This window comes from Agrobacterium sp. rho-13.3 (assembly GCF_033957765.2).
GTDB lineage: Bacteria > Pseudomonadota > Alphaproteobacteria > Rhizobiales > Rhizobiaceae > Agrobacterium.
The window spans coordinates 1,735,593-1,752,446 of record NZ_CP192774.1 but is presented as its reverse complement, the minus strand read 5'-3'; the positions used below and the strand labels follow the sequence as shown (position 1 = coordinate 1,752,446).

At 55.2% G+C, this 16,854-nt stretch carries 23 protein-coding genes; 22 read left to right on the top strand and 1 reads right to left on the bottom strand.

From position 1 onward, the window contains the following. Window positions 1-135: 135 nt before the first annotated feature. From RMR16_RS08810 to RMR16_RS08760, 11 genes are all read left to right on the top strand, one after another. Entirely contained in the window at window positions 136-435 is a 300-nt protein-coding gene (locus RMR16_RS08810) for a helix-turn-helix domain-containing protein (protein ID WP_320200524.1), read from the top strand. 8 nt (window positions 436-443) lie between these two features. Continuing rightward, window positions 444-1,040, top strand: a complete 597-nt coding sequence (locus tag RMR16_RS08805) for a hypothetical protein (protein ID WP_320200523.1) — start codon at window positions 444-446, stop codon at window positions 1,038-1,040. A gap of 118 nt (window positions 1,041-1,158) precedes the next feature. Beyond that, window positions 1,159-2,130 (top strand): ParB/RepB/Spo0J family partition protein, encoded by a 972-nt coding sequence (locus RMR16_RS08800; RefSeq protein WP_320200522.1) that lies wholly within the window; start codon window positions 1,159-1,161, stop codon window positions 2,128-2,130. Further along, window positions 2,130-2,588: a hypothetical protein gene (locus RMR16_RS08795; protein ID WP_320200521.1), complete on the top strand. Its 459-nt coding sequence runs from the start codon at window positions 2,130-2,132 to the stop codon at window positions 2,586-2,588. Before RMR16_RS08800 ends, RMR16_RS08795 begins: the two co-directional genes overlap by 1 nt. Beyond that, complete coding sequence (locus RMR16_RS08790; protein ID WP_320200520.1) at window positions 2,585-4,711, top strand: Mu transposase C-terminal domain-containing protein; 2,127 nt, start codon at window positions 2,585-2,587, stop codon at window positions 4,709-4,711. Before RMR16_RS08795 ends, RMR16_RS08790 begins: the two co-directional genes overlap by 4 nt. A 31-nt stretch (window positions 4,712-4,742) precedes the next feature. Next, entirely contained in the window at window positions 4,743-5,510 is a 768-nt protein-coding gene (locus RMR16_RS08785; RefSeq protein ID WP_320200519.1) for an AAA family ATPase, read from the top strand. A 2-nt stretch (window positions 5,511-5,512) separates the two neighbouring features. After that, window positions 5,513-6,073: a hypothetical protein gene (locus RMR16_RS08780; RefSeq protein WP_320200597.1), complete on the top strand. Its 561-nt coding sequence runs from the start codon at window positions 5,513-5,515 to the stop codon at window positions 6,071-6,073. After that, a complete protein-coding gene (locus RMR16_RS08775; RefSeq protein ID WP_320200518.1) occupies window positions 6,055-6,444 on the top strand; it encodes a MarR family transcriptional regulator in 390 nt (129 codons plus the stop codon). The genes RMR16_RS08780 and RMR16_RS08775 overlap by 19 nt, the downstream gene beginning before the upstream one ends. Further along, entirely contained in the window at window positions 6,434-6,655 is a 222-nt protein-coding gene (locus RMR16_RS08770) for a hypothetical protein (RefSeq protein WP_320200517.1), read from the top strand. Before RMR16_RS08775 ends, RMR16_RS08770 begins: the two co-directional genes overlap by 11 nt. Next, complete coding sequence (locus RMR16_RS08765; RefSeq protein WP_320200516.1) at window positions 6,648-6,911, top strand: hypothetical protein; 264 nt, start codon at window positions 6,648-6,650, stop codon at window positions 6,909-6,911. The genes RMR16_RS08770 and RMR16_RS08765 overlap by 8 nt, the downstream gene beginning before the upstream one ends. A gap of 19 nt (window positions 6,912-6,930) precedes the next feature. Next, the gene (locus RMR16_RS08760; RefSeq protein ID WP_320200515.1) at window positions 6,931-7,467 is read left to right on the top strand and encodes a host-nuclease inhibitor Gam family protein; all 537 of its coding nucleotides are present in this window, start codon (window positions 6,931-6,933) and stop codon (window positions 7,465-7,467) included. Window positions 7,468-7,736: 269 nt separating this feature from the next. Here the strand turns inward: RMR16_RS08760 and RMR16_RS08755 are convergent, their stop codons facing one another. Next, window positions 7,737-8,465 (bottom strand): hypothetical protein, encoded by a 729-nt coding sequence (locus tag RMR16_RS08755; RefSeq protein ID WP_320200514.1) that lies wholly within the window; start codon window positions 8,463-8,465, stop codon window positions 7,737-7,739. A gap of 68 nt (window positions 8,466-8,533) precedes the next feature. On the opposite strand from RMR16_RS08755, the gene RMR16_RS08750 reads away from it, so the two are divergent. From RMR16_RS08750 to RMR16_RS08700, 11 genes are read left to right on the top strand one after another with little or no spacing between them, the layout of a single operon-like run. Then, on the top strand, window positions 8,534-8,926 hold the full coding sequence (locus RMR16_RS08750) for a regulatory protein GemA (RefSeq protein WP_320200513.1): 393 nt from the start codon (window positions 8,534-8,536) through the stop codon (window positions 8,924-8,926). Between the two features lie 2 nt (window positions 8,927-8,928). Further along, entirely contained in the window at window positions 8,929-9,318 is a 390-nt protein-coding gene (locus RMR16_RS08745) for a helix-turn-helix domain-containing protein (RefSeq protein WP_320200512.1), read from the top strand. A 59-nt stretch (window positions 9,319-9,377) separates the two neighbouring features. Next, the gene (locus tag RMR16_RS08740) at window positions 9,378-10,100 is read left to right on the top strand and encodes a TIGR02594 family protein (RefSeq protein WP_320200511.1); all 723 of its coding nucleotides are present in this window, start codon (window positions 9,378-9,380) and stop codon (window positions 10,098-10,100) included. Window positions 10,101-10,103: 3 nt separating this feature from the next. Further along, window positions 10,104-10,415 carry an NAD(P)+ transhydrogenase beta chain gene (locus tag RMR16_RS08735; RefSeq protein WP_320200510.1) on the top strand — a complete coding sequence of 104 codons (312 nt, stop codon included), beginning with the start codon at window positions 10,104-10,106 and terminating at the stop codon, window positions 10,413-10,415. Beyond that, window positions 10,412-10,801, top strand: a complete 390-nt coding sequence (locus RMR16_RS08730; RefSeq protein WP_320200509.1) for a hypothetical protein — start codon at window positions 10,412-10,414, stop codon at window positions 10,799-10,801. The genes RMR16_RS08735 and RMR16_RS08730 overlap by 4 nt, the downstream gene beginning before the upstream one ends. Continuing rightward, window positions 10,773-11,036, top strand: a complete 264-nt coding sequence (locus tag RMR16_RS08725) for a hypothetical protein (protein ID WP_320200508.1) — start codon at window positions 10,773-10,775, stop codon at window positions 11,034-11,036. Before RMR16_RS08730 ends, RMR16_RS08725 begins: the two co-directional genes overlap by 29 nt. Next, window positions 11,033-11,275 (top strand): hemolysin XhlA family protein, encoded by a 243-nt coding sequence (locus RMR16_RS08720; RefSeq protein ID WP_320200507.1) that lies wholly within the window; start codon window positions 11,033-11,035, stop codon window positions 11,273-11,275. The genes RMR16_RS08725 and RMR16_RS08720 overlap by 4 nt, the downstream gene beginning before the upstream one ends. Further along, window positions 11,265-11,765: a DUF1804 family protein gene (locus RMR16_RS08715; protein WP_320200506.1), complete on the top strand. Its 501-nt coding sequence runs from the start codon at window positions 11,265-11,267 to the stop codon at window positions 11,763-11,765. The genes RMR16_RS08720 and RMR16_RS08715 overlap by 11 nt, the downstream gene beginning before the upstream one ends. Next, window positions 11,762-13,423 (top strand): phage terminase large subunit, encoded by a 1,662-nt coding sequence (gene terL / locus RMR16_RS08710; protein WP_320200505.1) that lies wholly within the window; start codon window positions 11,762-11,764, stop codon window positions 13,421-13,423. Before RMR16_RS08715 ends, terL begins: the two co-directional genes overlap by 4 nt. Continuing rightward, window positions 13,420-16,332: a phage portal protein family protein gene (locus RMR16_RS08705; RefSeq protein ID WP_320200504.1), complete on the top strand. Its 2,913-nt coding sequence runs from the start codon at window positions 13,420-13,422 to the stop codon at window positions 16,330-16,332. The genes terL and RMR16_RS08705 overlap by 4 nt, the downstream gene beginning before the upstream one ends. A 12-nt stretch (window positions 16,333-16,344) precedes the next feature. Beyond that, on the top strand, window positions 16,345-16,809 hold the full coding sequence (locus RMR16_RS08700; protein WP_320200503.1) for a phage virion morphogenesis protein: 465 nt from the start codon (window positions 16,345-16,347) through the stop codon (window positions 16,807-16,809). Window positions 16,810-16,854: the final 45 nt, after the last annotated feature.

The following is a 16,854-nucleotide window of genomic DNA, read 5'->3' as shown; positions in this document are numbered from 1 at the left end:
AAATTTGGGATTGCGACTCAACCATATTTGGAATACTCCTATTGATGCGCCGCGCTATTGCGGGGCGCTGATGCGTTTCAAACACCAACAAAAAGCGGATGCGCCAACATCCGCTTTCAGTCGCAGGAGGTCCAAATGTCTAAACCCAAAAAGTGGACGAAGCCGGAAATCAAGAAGCAGCTCGAAGAGCGTGGTATGACGCTAACCGGTCTTGCTGAAATGAATGGCCTAAACCCCAACACCTTCCGGGCCGTTTGGTCCCGAACCGTACGCCCGGCTGAAAGGGCGCTTGCTAATTTCCTCGGCGCGAAAGTCGAAGAACTCTTCCCGGATCGGTATCCCATTCGGAAAACCCGTATCCTTGATAGCGCGAAATACCCATCGTTAGAAAGTCAAAATTCTAACGCGGCTGTTGACAAGTTGGTGGCAGCATGAGGACGCCAATGTCAAACCATCGCGCGGCTGCTGACATCATCCCTTTCTTTGACAACATGCCTGAACAGGTCATCCCTTTGGCCGCCCGGCTGTGGGACGAAGCGGTTTCCCCGAACTACAACGGTCAAACCGCCTATCAAGATTTCGCACTGGAGCTGCGCTACTTGAATATTGAGCCACCACCACGCGCCATCGCGAAGCGTTGGATTGCAGGTGTGCAGGCGAAGTTGATCAAGCGCCCCGGTGGTCCAGAGCCTACATGGCTTGGCTACAATGAAATTCTGTCAATGGATATGCTCCCGGATGTTCACGTAGAGCAGGAAACCCCATCCACTCGACCGGTTGATGCGTTGGTATCGACTTCGAACGGTGATCAAATCCGCCCAGTATTAGCTGCCGAAGTCGATCCAAAAACCCGACGCATCAACATTCTCGGCATCGCGCCCGTAGGGTCTAAATCCGTAGGTGACATGGACGCTTTTGCGGCAAAGTTGTTCGACGCCACACTTGCTGAAATCCAGCAGGAGGCGACGGCCAAAGCTGCGAAGCTTGTTGCCAGTCGCCTGCGCGAAATCGCGGACAAATACGACGCCTTAGTGGCCTGATTTCCTTTTCCATTGCGCCGATCCGGTCTTGCGTCCGGCGCGATCCAGCGGAGCCGCAGCATCGCCGCCCCCATGAGGCGGCTCCGCATCGAACATCACTTATCGACACAGGTTCAGCATGACCGCGCACGTCAATATCACTATCCCTGAATTCCGGGTTACGCCCGTAGAAGACGTCAAACTTTCTGACATCGACATTCCCGAAAACCGCGCTCGTGATCTGGATGCGGCTTGGGCAGAAGCGCTTTCGCTTATGATTGCGGCTCACGGCCTTATCAATCCAGTCACTGTCCGCATCGTCGATGATCGCAAGCGCCTCGTGACCGGCCTGCATCGCCACGCCGCTTTCTCTCTCCTCGGTTGGGATACCATACCGACACGAATTTCCGCTGCCGCATCGGATGATGACGCCCGCATGGAAGAGGTTATCGAAAACCTCGGACGCCATGAGCTGAAGGCACTCGACCGTTTCCACCATCTTTATGAGATGAAAAAGGTGTATGAACGCCTTTATCCGCAGGCGAAAAATGGTGGTGATCGCAAGTCCAAAATCAGAACGCAAGAATTGCGTTCTGATCCAGAGGGCGCGGAGATTTTCGGCTTTGCCGCTGCAACAGCCGAGAAAATCGGCATGTCGCGCCGTTCGATCGAACTTGCCGTGAAAATCTGGACTGAACTTTCCGAAGCATCCCGCAAGCGTTGCGCTGGCACTTGGCTCGCCGATCATCAGGCTGGATTGAAGCAGCTTGCGGAACAGTCGCACAGCGATCAGATCAAAGTGCTGGACATTCTGTTCGCGCAACCGCCGAAGGCAACCAACTTGCCTGACGCTCTTGCCATCATAACGAATGGCCGTGCTTTGACGCATACGGAGCGCAAGGTTGCCGCCGTTAACAAAACGCTGAAGTCCTTGCCGGGTGCGAACGATATCGTTGCTGCGCAGGTCGATGCCCGCATTGCGGAACTGCAAAAAAGCATCGCCACCATGAGCAAGTTTCTGGGTGGCTTGAAGGATGACGAGCTGGATAACGTCATCATTGAGCATGAAGACCGGATTATTGCGTCCCTCCAGCGCCGGGGCCGTATCTGATGAAGAAGCGCCGCGACACACTCACTCTGGATATCTTCCTCGACTACGAGCCGGTTGAAGTCGCGGCGCACATCGATCCTGAAGTATCGAAAGGCGGAACGCTGGACGTCAAGATTGCCCGCGTTCTCGCTCACGCCATGCAAAAATCCGAGATGTCCCGCGCTCAAATTGCGGATGCGATGTCCGAGCATCTTGGTCAGCGCGTGACGGAAAACATGCTGGATTGCTATGCCAGCCCGGCGCGCCGGGACCACAAGATCACCCTTGAGCGCTTTATCGCCTTGCTGGAAGTGACTGGGCGCTACGAGCTGCTGGCGTTCGTTTGTGGTTTCTCTGGCTACGTCGCGGTTCCAGAACGCTATGCCGACATCATCGAAATTTGGCGCGAAGATCGAGAGATTGAAGCGCGCACCCGCCGCCGTGATGCCCTTGCCGGTCGTATCGGAGGGTTCAAATGAGCTATTATTCAGCGCAGGAAATCGCGGACGCCGGTGTTCGCCTCAAGCTGAAAGCCATGCCCCACAGCAAGCGCGGTGTACAGGATTGCATCAAGCGCGAAGGCTGGAATGCAAGCCCGCTTTGCCGGGAGCGCCAAGGCCGTGAAGGCGGTGGCGGATATGAATACCATATCTCGCTTCTGCCAGAAGCTTTGCAAGCTGCTTTGCATGGCGAATACAGCCGCGAACTTGTACTGGTCAGCCAACAGGCGAAGAAGACCCAAGAGATTGCACGCCGAGAAAAGCTCTCGACTGCCAACCTCTCTGCTCGTCAGCGCGACGTGATGAATGCACGTTCTGCCGTGTTGTCTGCCATAGACATGCACCAGATTTCTAACGGCATGTCGCAACGACAGGCTATCCAATCGTTCCTTGCCGATCCGGCAGCGGTACAAATTTCGGAAGCGATCCTTCGGGCTGCAAATGATCGCGCCACCAAGGCAAGCGTCAGCCGTGCCACGCTTTATGATTGGTTCAAGCTGCGCGACACAGTTGGTGTCGGCGCGCTGGCACCTTTGCCGACCAAAGAAAAGCAGGACGTGCCATCATGGTTTTGGCAGTATCTGCGGTTCTACGCGCAGCCGCAAAAGCCTTGCCTAACGGAAGCCCTTGAGCAGTTCAAGAAGGCTCTGCCCGCGCACATCATGCCACCGAATTACGATCAGGTTCGCCGCCTTATGGCGCGGCTTGGCAATGTCGAGAAACATCGTGGCCGTGAAGGTTCTCTGACCCTGAAAAGCCGCATGGCTTACACTTTGCGTTCCACGGACGATCTGTTGCCGGGTTGCGTTTATACTGCTGACGGCAAGACGTTCGACGCCGAAGTTGCGCACCCGATCCACGGCCAGCCCTTCCGCCCGGAAATCACCAGCATCGTTGATGTCGCCACGCGCCGTTGCGTCGGCTTCTCGTTCGGTCTGGCGGAAAATACCATTGGCGTGGTCGATGCCCTTCGTCATGCCTGCGAACAGAATGGCATTCCGGCAATCTTCTATGTGGACCGTGGACCGGGCTTCAAGAATGACGTGCTGGACAACCAGCTAACCGGTGTCACCGAACGGCTTGGCGTTACGAAGCTGCATTCCTTGCCGCAGAATTCGCAGGCACGCGGCATCATTGAGCGTTTCAATGGATCGGTTTGGAACCCGCTGTCGAAAGAATACGCCACATACATTGGCGAAGATATGGACCGTCAGGCGCGCCAGAAGTCGTTCAAGGAAACCCGCAAGGACATCAGGGAATTTGGTGCATCCAGCCGCCTGCCATCTTGGCAGGATTTTCTAACGGCATGTGTCAACGCCGTCGCCTCCTACAACGCCAAACCGCATTCGTCGTTGCCGGGCAAAATGTCGCCTGACCAATATTGGGAATATCACGTTTCCACGGGCTTCGAGATCGTCCCGGTTCTGGAGCATGAAAAGAACGACCTGTTCCGCCCTTATGTGAAGCGCCGCACTCGCCGTTCTATGATTGAATGGCTGACCAACACCTATTTCAATTTGGCGCTGGAAGAATTCCACGGCGAAGACGTGCTGGTTGGCTACGATATCCACGACGCCAGCAAGGTTTGGGTGCGTGAGATCGACCGGAAATCCGGCGAAGAGCTTATGGGCCGTTTGATCTGCGTTGCGATCTTCGCGGGCAATGAAGAGCGATACATTCCGCTTACGATGGAACGTGCTGCCATTGAGAAGCGGGCCACTGCCCGCGCCCGTCGCCTCAACGACCATCTCGCGGAAGTCGAAGCCGAGTTGTCACCCGGCGCATTTATCGACGCTTCCATTCAAACATTCATGCCGATCATCGAGCATGAGCCGGAGCCGGTTTCTGCTGGTCCCGTGCTTGTCACCAGTGACGGCCAAACCGTTCAAGCGGCGACCGGAGCCGTTGAAACCGCCCGCAGACAGACATTCGCAACAGACGAAGCTCTGGCGGCATGGGCGTTAGAAAATCCGGAAAAACTGACGGTCAATCAAGTGGGTGTTTTGCGTCGATGCCTCCAGAGGCAAACCACGATTGACCTGTTTCGAATGTCCGGCATCGACGTGGATCAGCTCCTACACATCATCCGCGCCGCTGCCTGACACCCAACATTCACACGAGGAAAAACTACGCATGAAAAACGTATTTGTCGAGACCAGCAACGTAAAACGCCTTCTCTCAGCTCTATCAGCGCTGGAAGATCGCGGGGCGCAGGAGGCGTGCCTTGCCGTTGTGGACGGTGTTCCCGGTTTGGGAAAAACTACCACATTGAAATATTGGGTGGGAAAAACCGGCTGGATTTACCTGCGTGCAAAGCAGGAATGGAAGCCAGCATGGTTCATGAATGAACTGTTGGAGAGCCTGCCGGTTCGCCCGCCGCACAGCATCGAAAAGAAGTACGAAACGATCCTGCGTGAGCTTGGAAGCCGCCAAACCGCCGCACAGATGGCCCGCCGCAGCTTCGGTATCGTCATCGACGAAGCGGACCATATTTCCAGCAAGGCATCCTTGCTGGAAACGGTTCGCGACATTTCCGACATGCTTGAGCTGCCCGTGATCCTCGTCGGTATGGGCAAGGTAAACGACAATATTTCTCGTTTCCCGCAGATTTCGAGCCGCATCAGCCAGCGCGTGACTTTCCAGAAGGCCAACCGGGATGACGTTAGACTTCTCATTGACCAGAAATGCGAAGTGAAGGTCGCAGACGATCTCATTGACTTCGTTCTGAAGGTTTCTGGCGGCTACAACCGCGAAGTTCTGGAAGCTATCGCCAATATTGAGCGGTTCGGTTTACGCATCGATCCCGGCCCGCAGGGTATCACCATGGCGGATATGGGCGGGCAGACGGTCTTGAACGACCGTCGCACCAATAAGCCCATTCTGGTGCCGGAGCTTGCTTGATCATGCTCGATAAACCTCCAGCTCATTTTGAAACCATATTTGATCTTTTGCCCGCAGGAGCATGTCTCAAGATGGAGGCGTTGTTAGAGGCAACCCGCCTGCCAAGACATGTACTCACGCCAGCTTTGGGCAGGATGGTGTCCGCTGGCTTGATAGAGCGGCGCAAGGTTGGTTGCTATCAACTGACGAGGTTAGGGCGGAAGGCAAAGAAGAGTGGTGTCATCCCGGCACCGCCTAAGCCGCCTGTGCAAGTGAAGCCCCCTGCTGATGGGTTCCGCCAACGTCTTTGGACAGTCATGCGAATGTCTGGACCGTTCGCGGTCCGTGACATCGTCATGGTTGCTGATTGGCCTTTGGAATACCCGGAAAACAACGCCCACAGATACATCTGCGCTCTGAAGCGGGCTGGTTACGTGGTGGAGCTACCCACTCAAAATAAACGCAAACAACGCTTCCGGCTCGTCCGCAATTCGGGGCAACTCGCACCGGTGGTTATAACGAAAAAGGGTCTGCTCCATGACCCCAACACTGACGAGGTCGTATCATGCGCCAAGCAAGCTTGATGCCTCTTGTCGATCCTGCATGGGTGGACGTTCTGCGTGCGGAAGCGGCAAAACCGGATCGTTCAAAGCAGGTGATTTCCGAAGAGTTGGGCGTGTCGCGCACTGCGATCTCTCTCATCTGCGCGGGGAAATACAGCGCTGGCATGAACAAGGTGCAAGCCAAACTCGCACCCAAGGTCATGGCGCTTTACGGGCAGCAAGTCTGGTGCCCGCATCTGCGTGACGCGATTGCCCCAGGTATTTGCGTAACCCACCATACAGCGCCGATGGCCAAGAGCGATCCAACGAAGCTGAAGCATTGGCTGGCCTGCCGCCAATGCCCGCAAAACCCTGAAAACCAGAAGAAAGCAGAGGTGAAGAATGCTGTCTGACGTGACCACGCAATTGCGTGATCGCCTGTTGCCGCTCGTTAGCACGGTCGATGCTTCAGAGCTTTTTCTAACGCTTCGCCTCATGGAAATGGAGGCGCGGCACATGGAAACCACCATCGAATATCTCACAGGCCGTCCGCATGTCCCGCTTGAAGGGCGGCTGGTGTCCTCTCCGATTATCGATCTCCAGCGGGAGCCACACCATGCTTAAGACGTCTGCTTTGTTGTCTCTGCTGAAAACCCATCTTTTGGCCCATGAGGCCGGAGGTGCAGCGATGCCACCGGATGCTCTTGGAACGGTCGCCCGCCTTTTGTCCACATGTCAGGCGGAAGTGAGAAGCATGGAGGACAAGCTTTACGGCTCTGATCCTGATCCCGTCAATCTCAACACCCTCCTTTCCAAAAATGTCGTTTCGCTTGCCGCTTTTGCGGAAAGCCGTCTTTCCAAACCTACCGACACAAACTGAAACCAAGGAAACTACTAGAATGAAAACTGCAAAGAAAATAAAACCAATGGCCATTTCCCGCGTGCCGCAGAGCCGTCACGATGCGGTTTGGGCTGTTGGTCGTATTGGCGACCTTCGTCGCGCCATCCTCGCGCAAAAGGGTCTTGCTGACGAAGCCATCAGGCTTGCCGGTGAGAAATTTGAAGCTGACACGGCGATGATGGCCGAAGAGCTGGCGGAACATGAGCGCGGCGTGCAGGCGTGGTGCGAAGCCAATCGCATGATCCTCACCAACAATGACAAGGTGAAATTCCATGACTTTGGCACCGGAAGCGTCCGGTGGCGCTCACTTCCTGCCAGCGTCTCCATCCGTGGTGGTGAAGTCGTTCTTGAGGCTCTGAAGGCTCTCGGCCTGAAAGCCTTCATCCGCGAGAAAGAGGAAATCAACAAGGAAGCCATGCTGAATGATCCTGATACAGCGCGCAAAGTCGCGGGCGTCACGATCAAGTCAGAGGGTGAAGTGTTCGCAATCGAACCGCTGGAGCTGGAAGTCTCTGCGGTCAAGGCGGCGGGCTGACAATTGGCATCTGATCGCACCCTACAATCCTCGTTTGCGCAGGGCTATGCGATTTGCTCGCCTGAAGGAACACTATTGCCACACAGCTTTCGCCGCACGGAAACGGAGGCAATAGCCTCCGTTTTCACTGATCCTACGACAAGGGACAGCTACTGGGAGGCAGCGACCCAGCACGGCATGACTGTTGAGTTTGTATACGCACGGATATTTGCACCAATATTCTTCTCGAAATATCAAGTTCGAGCTACGCCAGAGCCAATCCAATGATTTCAATCGGCGTAGATATCTTTCAGTTTCCGGTGCTTGATACTAGCTGTTTCAAGAGCCTGACAGAATGTAGCGAGATCGCGGAAATAGATAAACGCACTCTCGACAAAGTGCATTCCGTGATCCTCAAAAACCCGATGTTCGTAGTGCGATACGCCACTGTAGTCGGTGTAAGGATCAGTGTCCAAAACCTCAATGTGCTTAGTCAATTGTTTTTCAGCACGAGACGCCGACCTTTGCAACGCAAGAAAAGCTCCGAGCAACTGACCGTCGAAATAGTCAGCGCCTCCCTTGAAGGGGTCGTGTTCTATTACTGCGAGAGTGGAGCTAATAGCCTTGTTCAGTGGCCTCGCTACCTCAGAGTACCAAATCCATCGTTGAGTGTCCCCAGCGTTCTCATTTTCAAAACTGAAGTTGATCAGCTCAACTTGCTTGGAAATCTCGTTGACCTGCTGAAGTGCGGGATAAAGGGCGCGATCCATTGTTCGCAACTCGCTACGAATTGCAAAAGACAATGTCTGTCGATGTCTCTCTCCCTGCTCCATATCAATCCGAAGCATTTGCCGAATAGTTATGCAAGCAGCCCCCACAGCGAGAACGCCCGTAATAAGTGTCTGATAATGATACAGAAAATTGCCATACGGAAATCTGGCTGCGAAAAGTTGAGCTTCCCTCAATGCAATAGAAATTGCCAAAACAATACATATTTCAGGCCACCATCTTGTGATCATAAGACGCCAATCCTCCAAGGTAATTTAACGGGCCTACGCTCTGTATGCTTGAACGCAGGTAGCTCGAAATGAACGCTTTTGCCATCATAAATATCGCGAAAAAGCAGCTTGATATGGACGAAGACCATTATCGAGAATTGCTCGTGCGCGTTACCAAGGTCGATTCACTTCGGAAGATGTCGGAGAGCCAGCGCCTTGCCGTTGTCGAGGAATTCAAGCGCCTTGGCTTCAAGGTTACGGCCACGACTAAAAAGCTGCCGGTAGCATCCAAGCCCTATATCCGGCTGGTGCATGCCCTCTGGAAATCATGCCATCGGAAGGGCGTCATTGAAGACGGTTCCCGGCACGCTCTACGCACATTCGTCAAGAAGCGTTCCGGCGTGGACGATCCCGATTTTCTAACGTTTACGCAAGCCAATCCAATTATCGACGCCCTAAAAGCCATGGAGGCCCGTGGCTGATTATGGCTATTACCTCCGTCAAACATTTGCCTTCCAGCCTTCAGGATGTTGCCGATACTTTGGGTATCGGCATCGCCCTGAAGCTGATCGCGCATTTCGGCGGAACCGAGATCAAGTTTCCCAAAAATCCGGCAGATGATCACGTCATCCTCGTGGCCCTTGGCAAAGAGGATGGAAAAGCTGTATGTGAATATCTCGCTGGTGATTTCATCTACATTCCGCATGGTCGCCCGCGCAAGTCTGTTCGCAGCGACGTGTTGGAGCTGGAACGCCAAGGCAAGACCCGCTCTGAAATCGCTCGTGTGCTTGGCATATCGCAGCGTTGGGTTCGCGAAGTTGCAAACGAAAATCCCCCTGAAGAGCCGGACCTGTTTTCTAACGACCGGAACTGAATTCCTCACTTTATATGGTTGAGCTACGCCTAGTTTGCCCTCACTGACAGGGGAAATGAATGGCTCTTACTTTTGATCAATGGTTGATCTTTCGCCTGCGCACCCATGGTGCCTACGCGGGCAGCATGGACGGCGCGCATGGTCGCGGTGTCATCGACGCCCTCAAGAAATTCCAGTTCGCGGAGAAACTTCCGCAGTCCGGCAAGGCTGATGCAGCAACGGTCGAAGCGTTGCGCAAGCAGCCCGGCCTTGTCAGCCAGACGGTCGAAGCGCCAAAGATGCCGGTCGAACCGGTGTGGATGCGCGAAGCCCGCCGTTATATGGGCCTGAAGGAAATCGCAGGGCCAAAGTCCAATCCCGTTATTATGGGTTGGGCGAAGAAGCTTGGTGGCTGGATTGCCAATTACTACACCGACGATGATATTCCGTGGTGCGGTCTGGCAATGGCAAACTGGATTTCCACCCCGCTTCCTGAAGAATTGCTGCCATCCAATCCGCTTGGCGCGTTGAACTGGAAAACGTTCGGTCGCGATGTTCCTGCATGTGTGGGTGCGATACTCGTTTTTGAGCGGCCCGGTGGTGGTCATGTGGGCTTCTATGTCGGTGAAGATCGCACGCACTTTCACGTTCTCGGAGGCAACCAGCAAAACTCGGTTTCAATTACACGAGTTGAAAAAGATCGCCTTCGCGGTACGCGATGGCCGAAAACGGGTGAAGCTCCGGTTCCCGGTCGCGTCCAGCTTTCCACCAACGGCGCGCCGACCTCGCGCAATGAGGCGTGATCTGTGAGAGAAAAACCCTCTTATCGTATGACCAAGCGCCAGATTTGGGCTTCGTTCTGGTTGGCTTGGCTCATCGTTCTCTTTCTCGTCTGGAAAGGCGCGAACGGCAGCGATCATGCTGTTTCACTGGCAGGAACCGTTGTTCCGTCCATGATGATCCTGATTGCCACCCTTCTTGGCGTCCACCGTTTTGCCGGAAGCCTTGACTACGCCGCTTCGCAGCAGTCGTTTCCGCCGCCTGCAAACCTTTCGCCTTCCCCTCTTGGCTTCGATCCCCGCGCCGATCCGAATGCTGTTTCGGGAGAAACCCCATGATACCGGCGTGGCTTATGAAGGCGGTCGCGCCGGTTTTCTCAAAGGTCTTTTTGCCTTTCCTTATTTTCGCAGTGCTCGTTCTGGCGGGCTTCTACAGCTTCGATAAGGGAATGGAAAAGATCGCAACGATGATTTCCGATGCACGGCGAGCCGCTGCCAATGAACGGGACAATCATTGGACTGCGCAGATTGAAAAATCTAACGCCATGCAGGCGCGCCGGGAAACAACGCAAGCGGTTGAGGCCATGCGGATTAGTGCAGAAGCTTCACAGACCATTGCCAATCAGCGCGCAAGATTACTCACCTTGGAGAAGGCCAATGCGGCTCTACCGAACGGCACTGCTGTTGGCCTTGATAGTGGCCGCGTCCAGTTGCTCCCAGACTAACCCACCGCCACCACCTGCCATTCGCACGGTTTACCTAACGCCGACCTTGCCACCGGAAGCGCGGGAAGAATGCCCGAAGCTTTCTGCCAAGCCTCCCGGTGACATGCCGCAACAGCAGGTTTTCGACAATTGGGCCGCAGATCGCACGGCCCGGAATATTTGTGAGGAGCGTCGAAAAGCTGCCGTGGCGGCTGTCGATGCTCCCAAAACGCATCAGGGGAATGCCGCCAAGTGACGGAACTCAATCTGCAAAGTGTTCGTACCGAAAAGGCCCATGACAGGATTGATGTGGTCGAAAAGCGCGTCAACGATCTGGAGTTAAAGAGCGCCGTCACAGACGAGCGCATGAACAGCATTCAGGAGTCGCTTGGCAAGATCAACAGCGACACGAGCTGGATTGTCCGCCTGATTATCGGCGGCATCATTCTCGCTGTTATGACATTTCTTGTGAAAGGTGGCCTCAATGTCCAGTGAACAGGATAAGCGCCGCAAGGCCCGCGCCGACTACGTTTATCGCCGTATGACCGGTGCGACGATTGCCATGACCTTGAATATCAGTCAGGCGACGTTCGGGCGCTGGAAGAAGATCGCCAAGGAAGCTGGCGACGATTGGGATATTGCCCGCACCGCTTCCATCATCGCTGGTGAAGGCATCGAAACCGTTGTTTCGACCGTCATCGAAGATTTCATGATCATGGCGCAGGCTGTGCTTGAAGAAATCAAGACCGGTGCGCTTTCATTGGATCAGAAGGTCAAACACCTGGTCGCACTGGCCGATGCTATGACCAAGATGACTGCCAGCGCCGGAAAGCTCGCGCCGAAGATTTCGGAGTTGGGTGTCGCGCAGGACGTGATGCAGTACCTGGTCGAATTCGTCCGCGAAAACTTCCCGCAGCATGTTGCGGCCATCCTTGAAATCATCGAGCCGTTTGGTGCAAGCCTCGCGAGACGTTACGCATCATGATCAGAAGGCCGGTACTGAAGGGCAAAGTCAGCAGCAAGGATTTCAAGGATAACCTTGCCAAGCTGGCGGATGATCTCGCCAGATGGGTTGAGCTTTCGGTTACGGCTTTTTCTGCCGATCCGAAGGCCAAGGCCGAACGTTTGGCAAAGGTGAAAGACCCGGAAACCGGCTTTCAGTATTTCCTCGAAACCTATCTGCCGCACTATGTCAAAGGCGAACATAGCCTTTTTCATCATGCGATCTTTGCCCGTGTCCCCGAAATCATCGCCAGCGAAAAGGGCGTTAGAGACCTTTTCATTGCGCCACGCGGATCCTCGAAATCCACACACCTGTCGCTCGGCATGGCGCTCTACTGCATTTGCCTCGGATACAAGCGTTATATTCTGGAAATCTGCGACGTTTACGAACAGGCGGCTTTGCTTGTCGAAGCGATCAAATCCGAGCTGACCGAAAACCCGCGTCTTTCTAACGATTTCCCCGAAGTCACCGGGCAAGGCCGCGTCTGGCGCGAAGGCGAGATCGTCACCACCAACAATATCCGTATCGAGGGTCTAGGCGCTGCCAAGAAAATCCGTGGCCGTCGCCATGGTCCCTATCGTCCCGACCTGATGTTCTTTGACGATCTGGAGAACGACGAAGCCGTGCGCTCACCAGAGCAGCGCAAGAAGCTGGAAACATGGATCAACCGCGCCGCCTTGAAGGTTGGTCCGCCTGACGGTTCCATGGACGTGGTTTGGGTTGGAACGGTTCTGCACTACGATGCTGTGCTTGTACGGGCTGCGAAAACGCCCATGTGGCGTGTTGCCGAGTTTCAGGCTGTTATCAGCTTTCCCGACCGAATGGACCTTTGGGACCAGTTCGAGGAAGTTTATCATAATGACGGCGAAGAGGCGGCAATCGCGTTTTATGGCGAGAACAAACCCGCCATGGACGCAGGCGCTGTTGTCAACTGGCCTGCCGTGCAGCCGCTCATCAAGCTCATGCTGGAACGTGCTTCCGACCCTGACAGCTTTGCAACCGAGTATCAGAACAAGCCGATCAACGAGGCCAGCCCGTTCAAGGATTTGACCTTCTGGGTGCAGAGGTTGCCCGACCTCGTGCATTTTGGCGCTGTCGATCCGTCGCTCGGAAAGAAGAGCAAGGGCCGCGATCCGAGCGCTATTCTTGTTGGCGGTTTCAATCGGCTGCACGGCACGATGGACGTGCTGGAAGCTTCTATTCGCAAGCGCCTGCCGGACATCATTATTGCAGACGTGATCGCAATGCAGCGGCAATATCACTGCATGTTGTGGTTCGTGGAAGCGATCCAGTTTCAGGAATTCTTGCGCACGACGCTAATGGCGACCGCAGCCAAGCAGGGTGTCGGCATTTCTGCCGTTCCGATCAATCCGATTTCCGACAAGGATTTGCGCATCGAGCGGCTTCAGCCGCCCGTTGCTGCCGGTTTGATCCGCCTCAACAGCACACAGCAAACCCTGATCGACCAGCTCCAGCAATGGCCGAACGCCGCGCACGATGACGGCCCGGACTGCTTAGACATGCTCTGGCAGAACACTTTGCATTACGCCGGTGGCATGGCTGGCGCGGGCGGGCTTGGCATCCAGTCCGCATATTCCGATCACACCAGCTCCGATGGCTATGGAGACTACCGCCTATGAAATCCACGACCAAATCCAAGCCGCCTGAGCCACGCAAGAACCTCGCTGCCACGGCAACGCAGCTCATTGCCGACGCGAAGAACGACATCACCATTCCGTTTTACAGCGGCGCTCTCCAGCATCAGGATGACACGCTGCTTCAGCGCGGCGGCGGCAAAGGCCTCAAGATTTATGACGAGGTGGCACGCGACACCCATGCTGGTGCCATGCTGGACAAGCGCAAGAAAACCTTGGTAGCCCGAAATTGGGAAATCAAGGCGGCGTCTGACAAGCCGTTAGATATTGCTGCCGCCGACTTCTGCCGTGAGGTTATCAGCGAGTTGCCGTTTGATCGCATCTGCGAAGATTTGCTCGACGCCACGCTGAAGGGCTTCGCGGTTTCTGAAATCGTCTGGAAGCGCAAAGACAACCGGATCGTGCCAGACAAAGTAATTGCCCACGATCAGCGCAGATTTGCATTTGGTGAAGACTGGCGACCGCGCCTTTTGACGTGGACGAACATGCGCGACGGCATGGAGCTGCCAGAGCGCAAATACATCGTCCACCGTTTTGGCGTGAAGGGAAACAACCCGTACGGCCTTGGCCTCGGCTCCAGCTTGTTTTGGCCGGTGTTGTTCAAGCGCGAGGGGATTACCTTCTGGCTGCACTTCCTTGAGAAATTTGCCAGCCCGACCGTGATTGGCTTCACGCCCTACGGCACTTTGCCAGAAGAGCAAAACAAGCTGATGAACACGTTGCGCCAATTGCGCAGCAGCTCGGCGCTGACGGCTCCAATCGGGACAGATATCAAGTTTCTGGAAGCGGCCCGTGGCGGTTCTGTCAGCTATCAGGAATTCTTAGCTTACTGGGACAAGCAGATTTCGATCCGCGTCACCGGCGAAACTCTAACGACTGATATCGGCTCTAGTGGTTCGCGGGCAGCGTCCGAAACCCATGCCGAAATGCTGGAGTTATTGGTCGATAGCGATGCTGACCTTTTGTCTGGCACGGTTCGCGAAACCTTGTTGACGTGGCTTGTCGACTACAACTTCCCCGGTGCAGGCGTTCCGCAAATCTGGCGGGTGCGGGCCAAGAACGAAAAGGATGCTGCTGACGTTGGCAAAGCCAAGGCGGATGCTGCAACAGCAATCAACTCGGCATTGATAAGCCTGTTGAAAACTGCCTCGCAGATCGATGATGATGAGTTTGCCCGCGAATTCATCACGTCGTTCGGCCTTACGGATCATTTGTCGAACAAGGCCATAGATGCGCTGGTGGAAGCTCGTTTTGCTTTCATGGAAGGCGGCAAGGCTGGTCGCGATGTCCGAAAAGCTGCCAATGGCAATTCATTGTTTAACGATCTGTTTGACGGCCAGCCTAAAAAAAAACTCCAGCGGCATGATGAAGACGTAAGTTTTGCCGAAGAAAATGGCCGGACGGAAACCTTATCTGATCAGCTCGAAGCGGCGGTAGAGAATCATTTCAATCGCCGTTTCGAGGCGATCCGCAAGGCGCTTAATGCGCCAGACTTCGCATCAGCGCAAAGGGCGGTTCTAGCCCTTGCCGCCGTCTGGTCTCCTTCAGCGCTGGCGACACAGATCGGTGATGGTCTAGAACTGGCGGCATTGCAGGGGCGTGAAGCCGCCTTTCTGGATGGTGAGACAGACGCCGAATTCGCGGATGCCGATGTCATCAATCAGCCGTTCCGCGAACAGATCGAGTATTTCCGCCAGAAGCGCGTAAAGCCCACAAAGGCGTGGACCGATGCTTTGCGTGGTGTCCATGACCGCGCCTTTGTCATTGCTGGTGCGACCGATACCGACATGCTGACGGACTTCCAGAACGCCATAGCCAGGGCGATGGAAGAAGGCACGGGACTTGAACAGTTCCGCAAGGATTTTGACCGGATCGTCACGCAATACGGTTGGCAATATAAGGGTGAGCGCGGCTGGCGCACCCGTGTCATTTTCGAAACGAATATGCGCACCGCCTATATGGCCGGTCGCCTGAAGCAGATGCGCGACCCGGATGTTGTGAAGCTCCGGCCATTTATGGAATACCGTCATGGTGAAACACGCCAGCCGAAAATTCCTCGCCCGCTACATCAGGCTTGGCATGGTCTTATTCTGCGATATGACCATCCGTGGTGGAATACCCATTTCCCGCCGAATGATTGGCTTTGCTCCTGCGGTGTCCGGTCACTGTCTCTTGCCGATCTGAAGCGCCGGGGCAAAACCGGCCCTGATACGGCTCCCGGTGATCTAACCGTGCCTTTGATCGATCCGACCTCCGGCAAGCTGATCGAGCAACCGCAGGGCATCGGCTACGGTTGGGATTACATGCCCGGTGATCTCTGGGAGCGTGGCCTTGTGCCGTCAGCTTTGATGAACGAAAGCGGCGTGGCGCTGGATAACCCGTTCCATCTGGTCGAGATCGACGCGGCTGAAACGGTTGATGCTCTGCTGAAGCGTTCCAAGCCCTTCAAGGCCAAGTCTCTGGCTGAAGGCGTGTCGCGTGATGAAAATATCCGCTCATTCCTAACGCCGTTTGGTGCCGATCTCGGTCAAGCCGGGCTGTTTGAGGATAAGGCCGGTCACAAGCTTTCAATCTCGGATCAGCTTTTCCGTGGTGTCGATGCCGTGCTGCCCGGTGACAACTACACCCTTGCGCCGCTTTTGGCTGAAGCAATGATGGACCCTGACGAAATCTGGATCGGCGTAGCCCGCAAGCTGGACGATAACGGCGATGCAGGTGACGAGCTGTTTGTGACCCGCCGTTATGTGCGCGCTGATCGGAAATCCGGCCTCATGCTTGTTGTCGAAATGGGTGAGCGCGTCTGGAATGCGGTTATTGCTCGTGGTCAAGATCAGATGACGGCCATGGATGTGCGACGCAATGGCAAGCTGGTTTTCCAGCGGTCGAAGAAATAGGCGAGGCAACAGATGAGTGGCGTCAGTTTTCAGGTTACATTGGATGACGAGGCGGCACGGCTGCGGCTGGTTGAACTTGTCGAGCGCATGAACAATCCGCGTGGCTTCTACAAGAACGTGGGTGAGCTGCTGCTGAATTCTGTCGGTGACAACTTCGACAATGAGCGCGGCCCGGATGGCAGGCGGTGGGTTCCTCTGTCGCCAGTGACGCGGGAACTTCGTCAGCGCAAGTACGGAAACAGCCCTTTGACCATTCTGCGCGTCACTGGCGCTTTGCGTGGTTCTTACAATTATGTCGCCAGCGACGACGATGTGCGGATCGGCACGTCGAAGATACAGGCGGCACTTTTGCACTTCGGCGGTCAGGCTGGCCGAAACCGGAAAGTCACTGTTCCGGCCCGCCCGCAAGTGGGTGTTTCGAGCGACGACGAACGCGAAATCGGGCGCATGGCAGAGGAATGGCTGTTACTAGAATGACGGTCGAACAAACGGCCCTCTCACACGTTTGGATTAGCTGTGAGC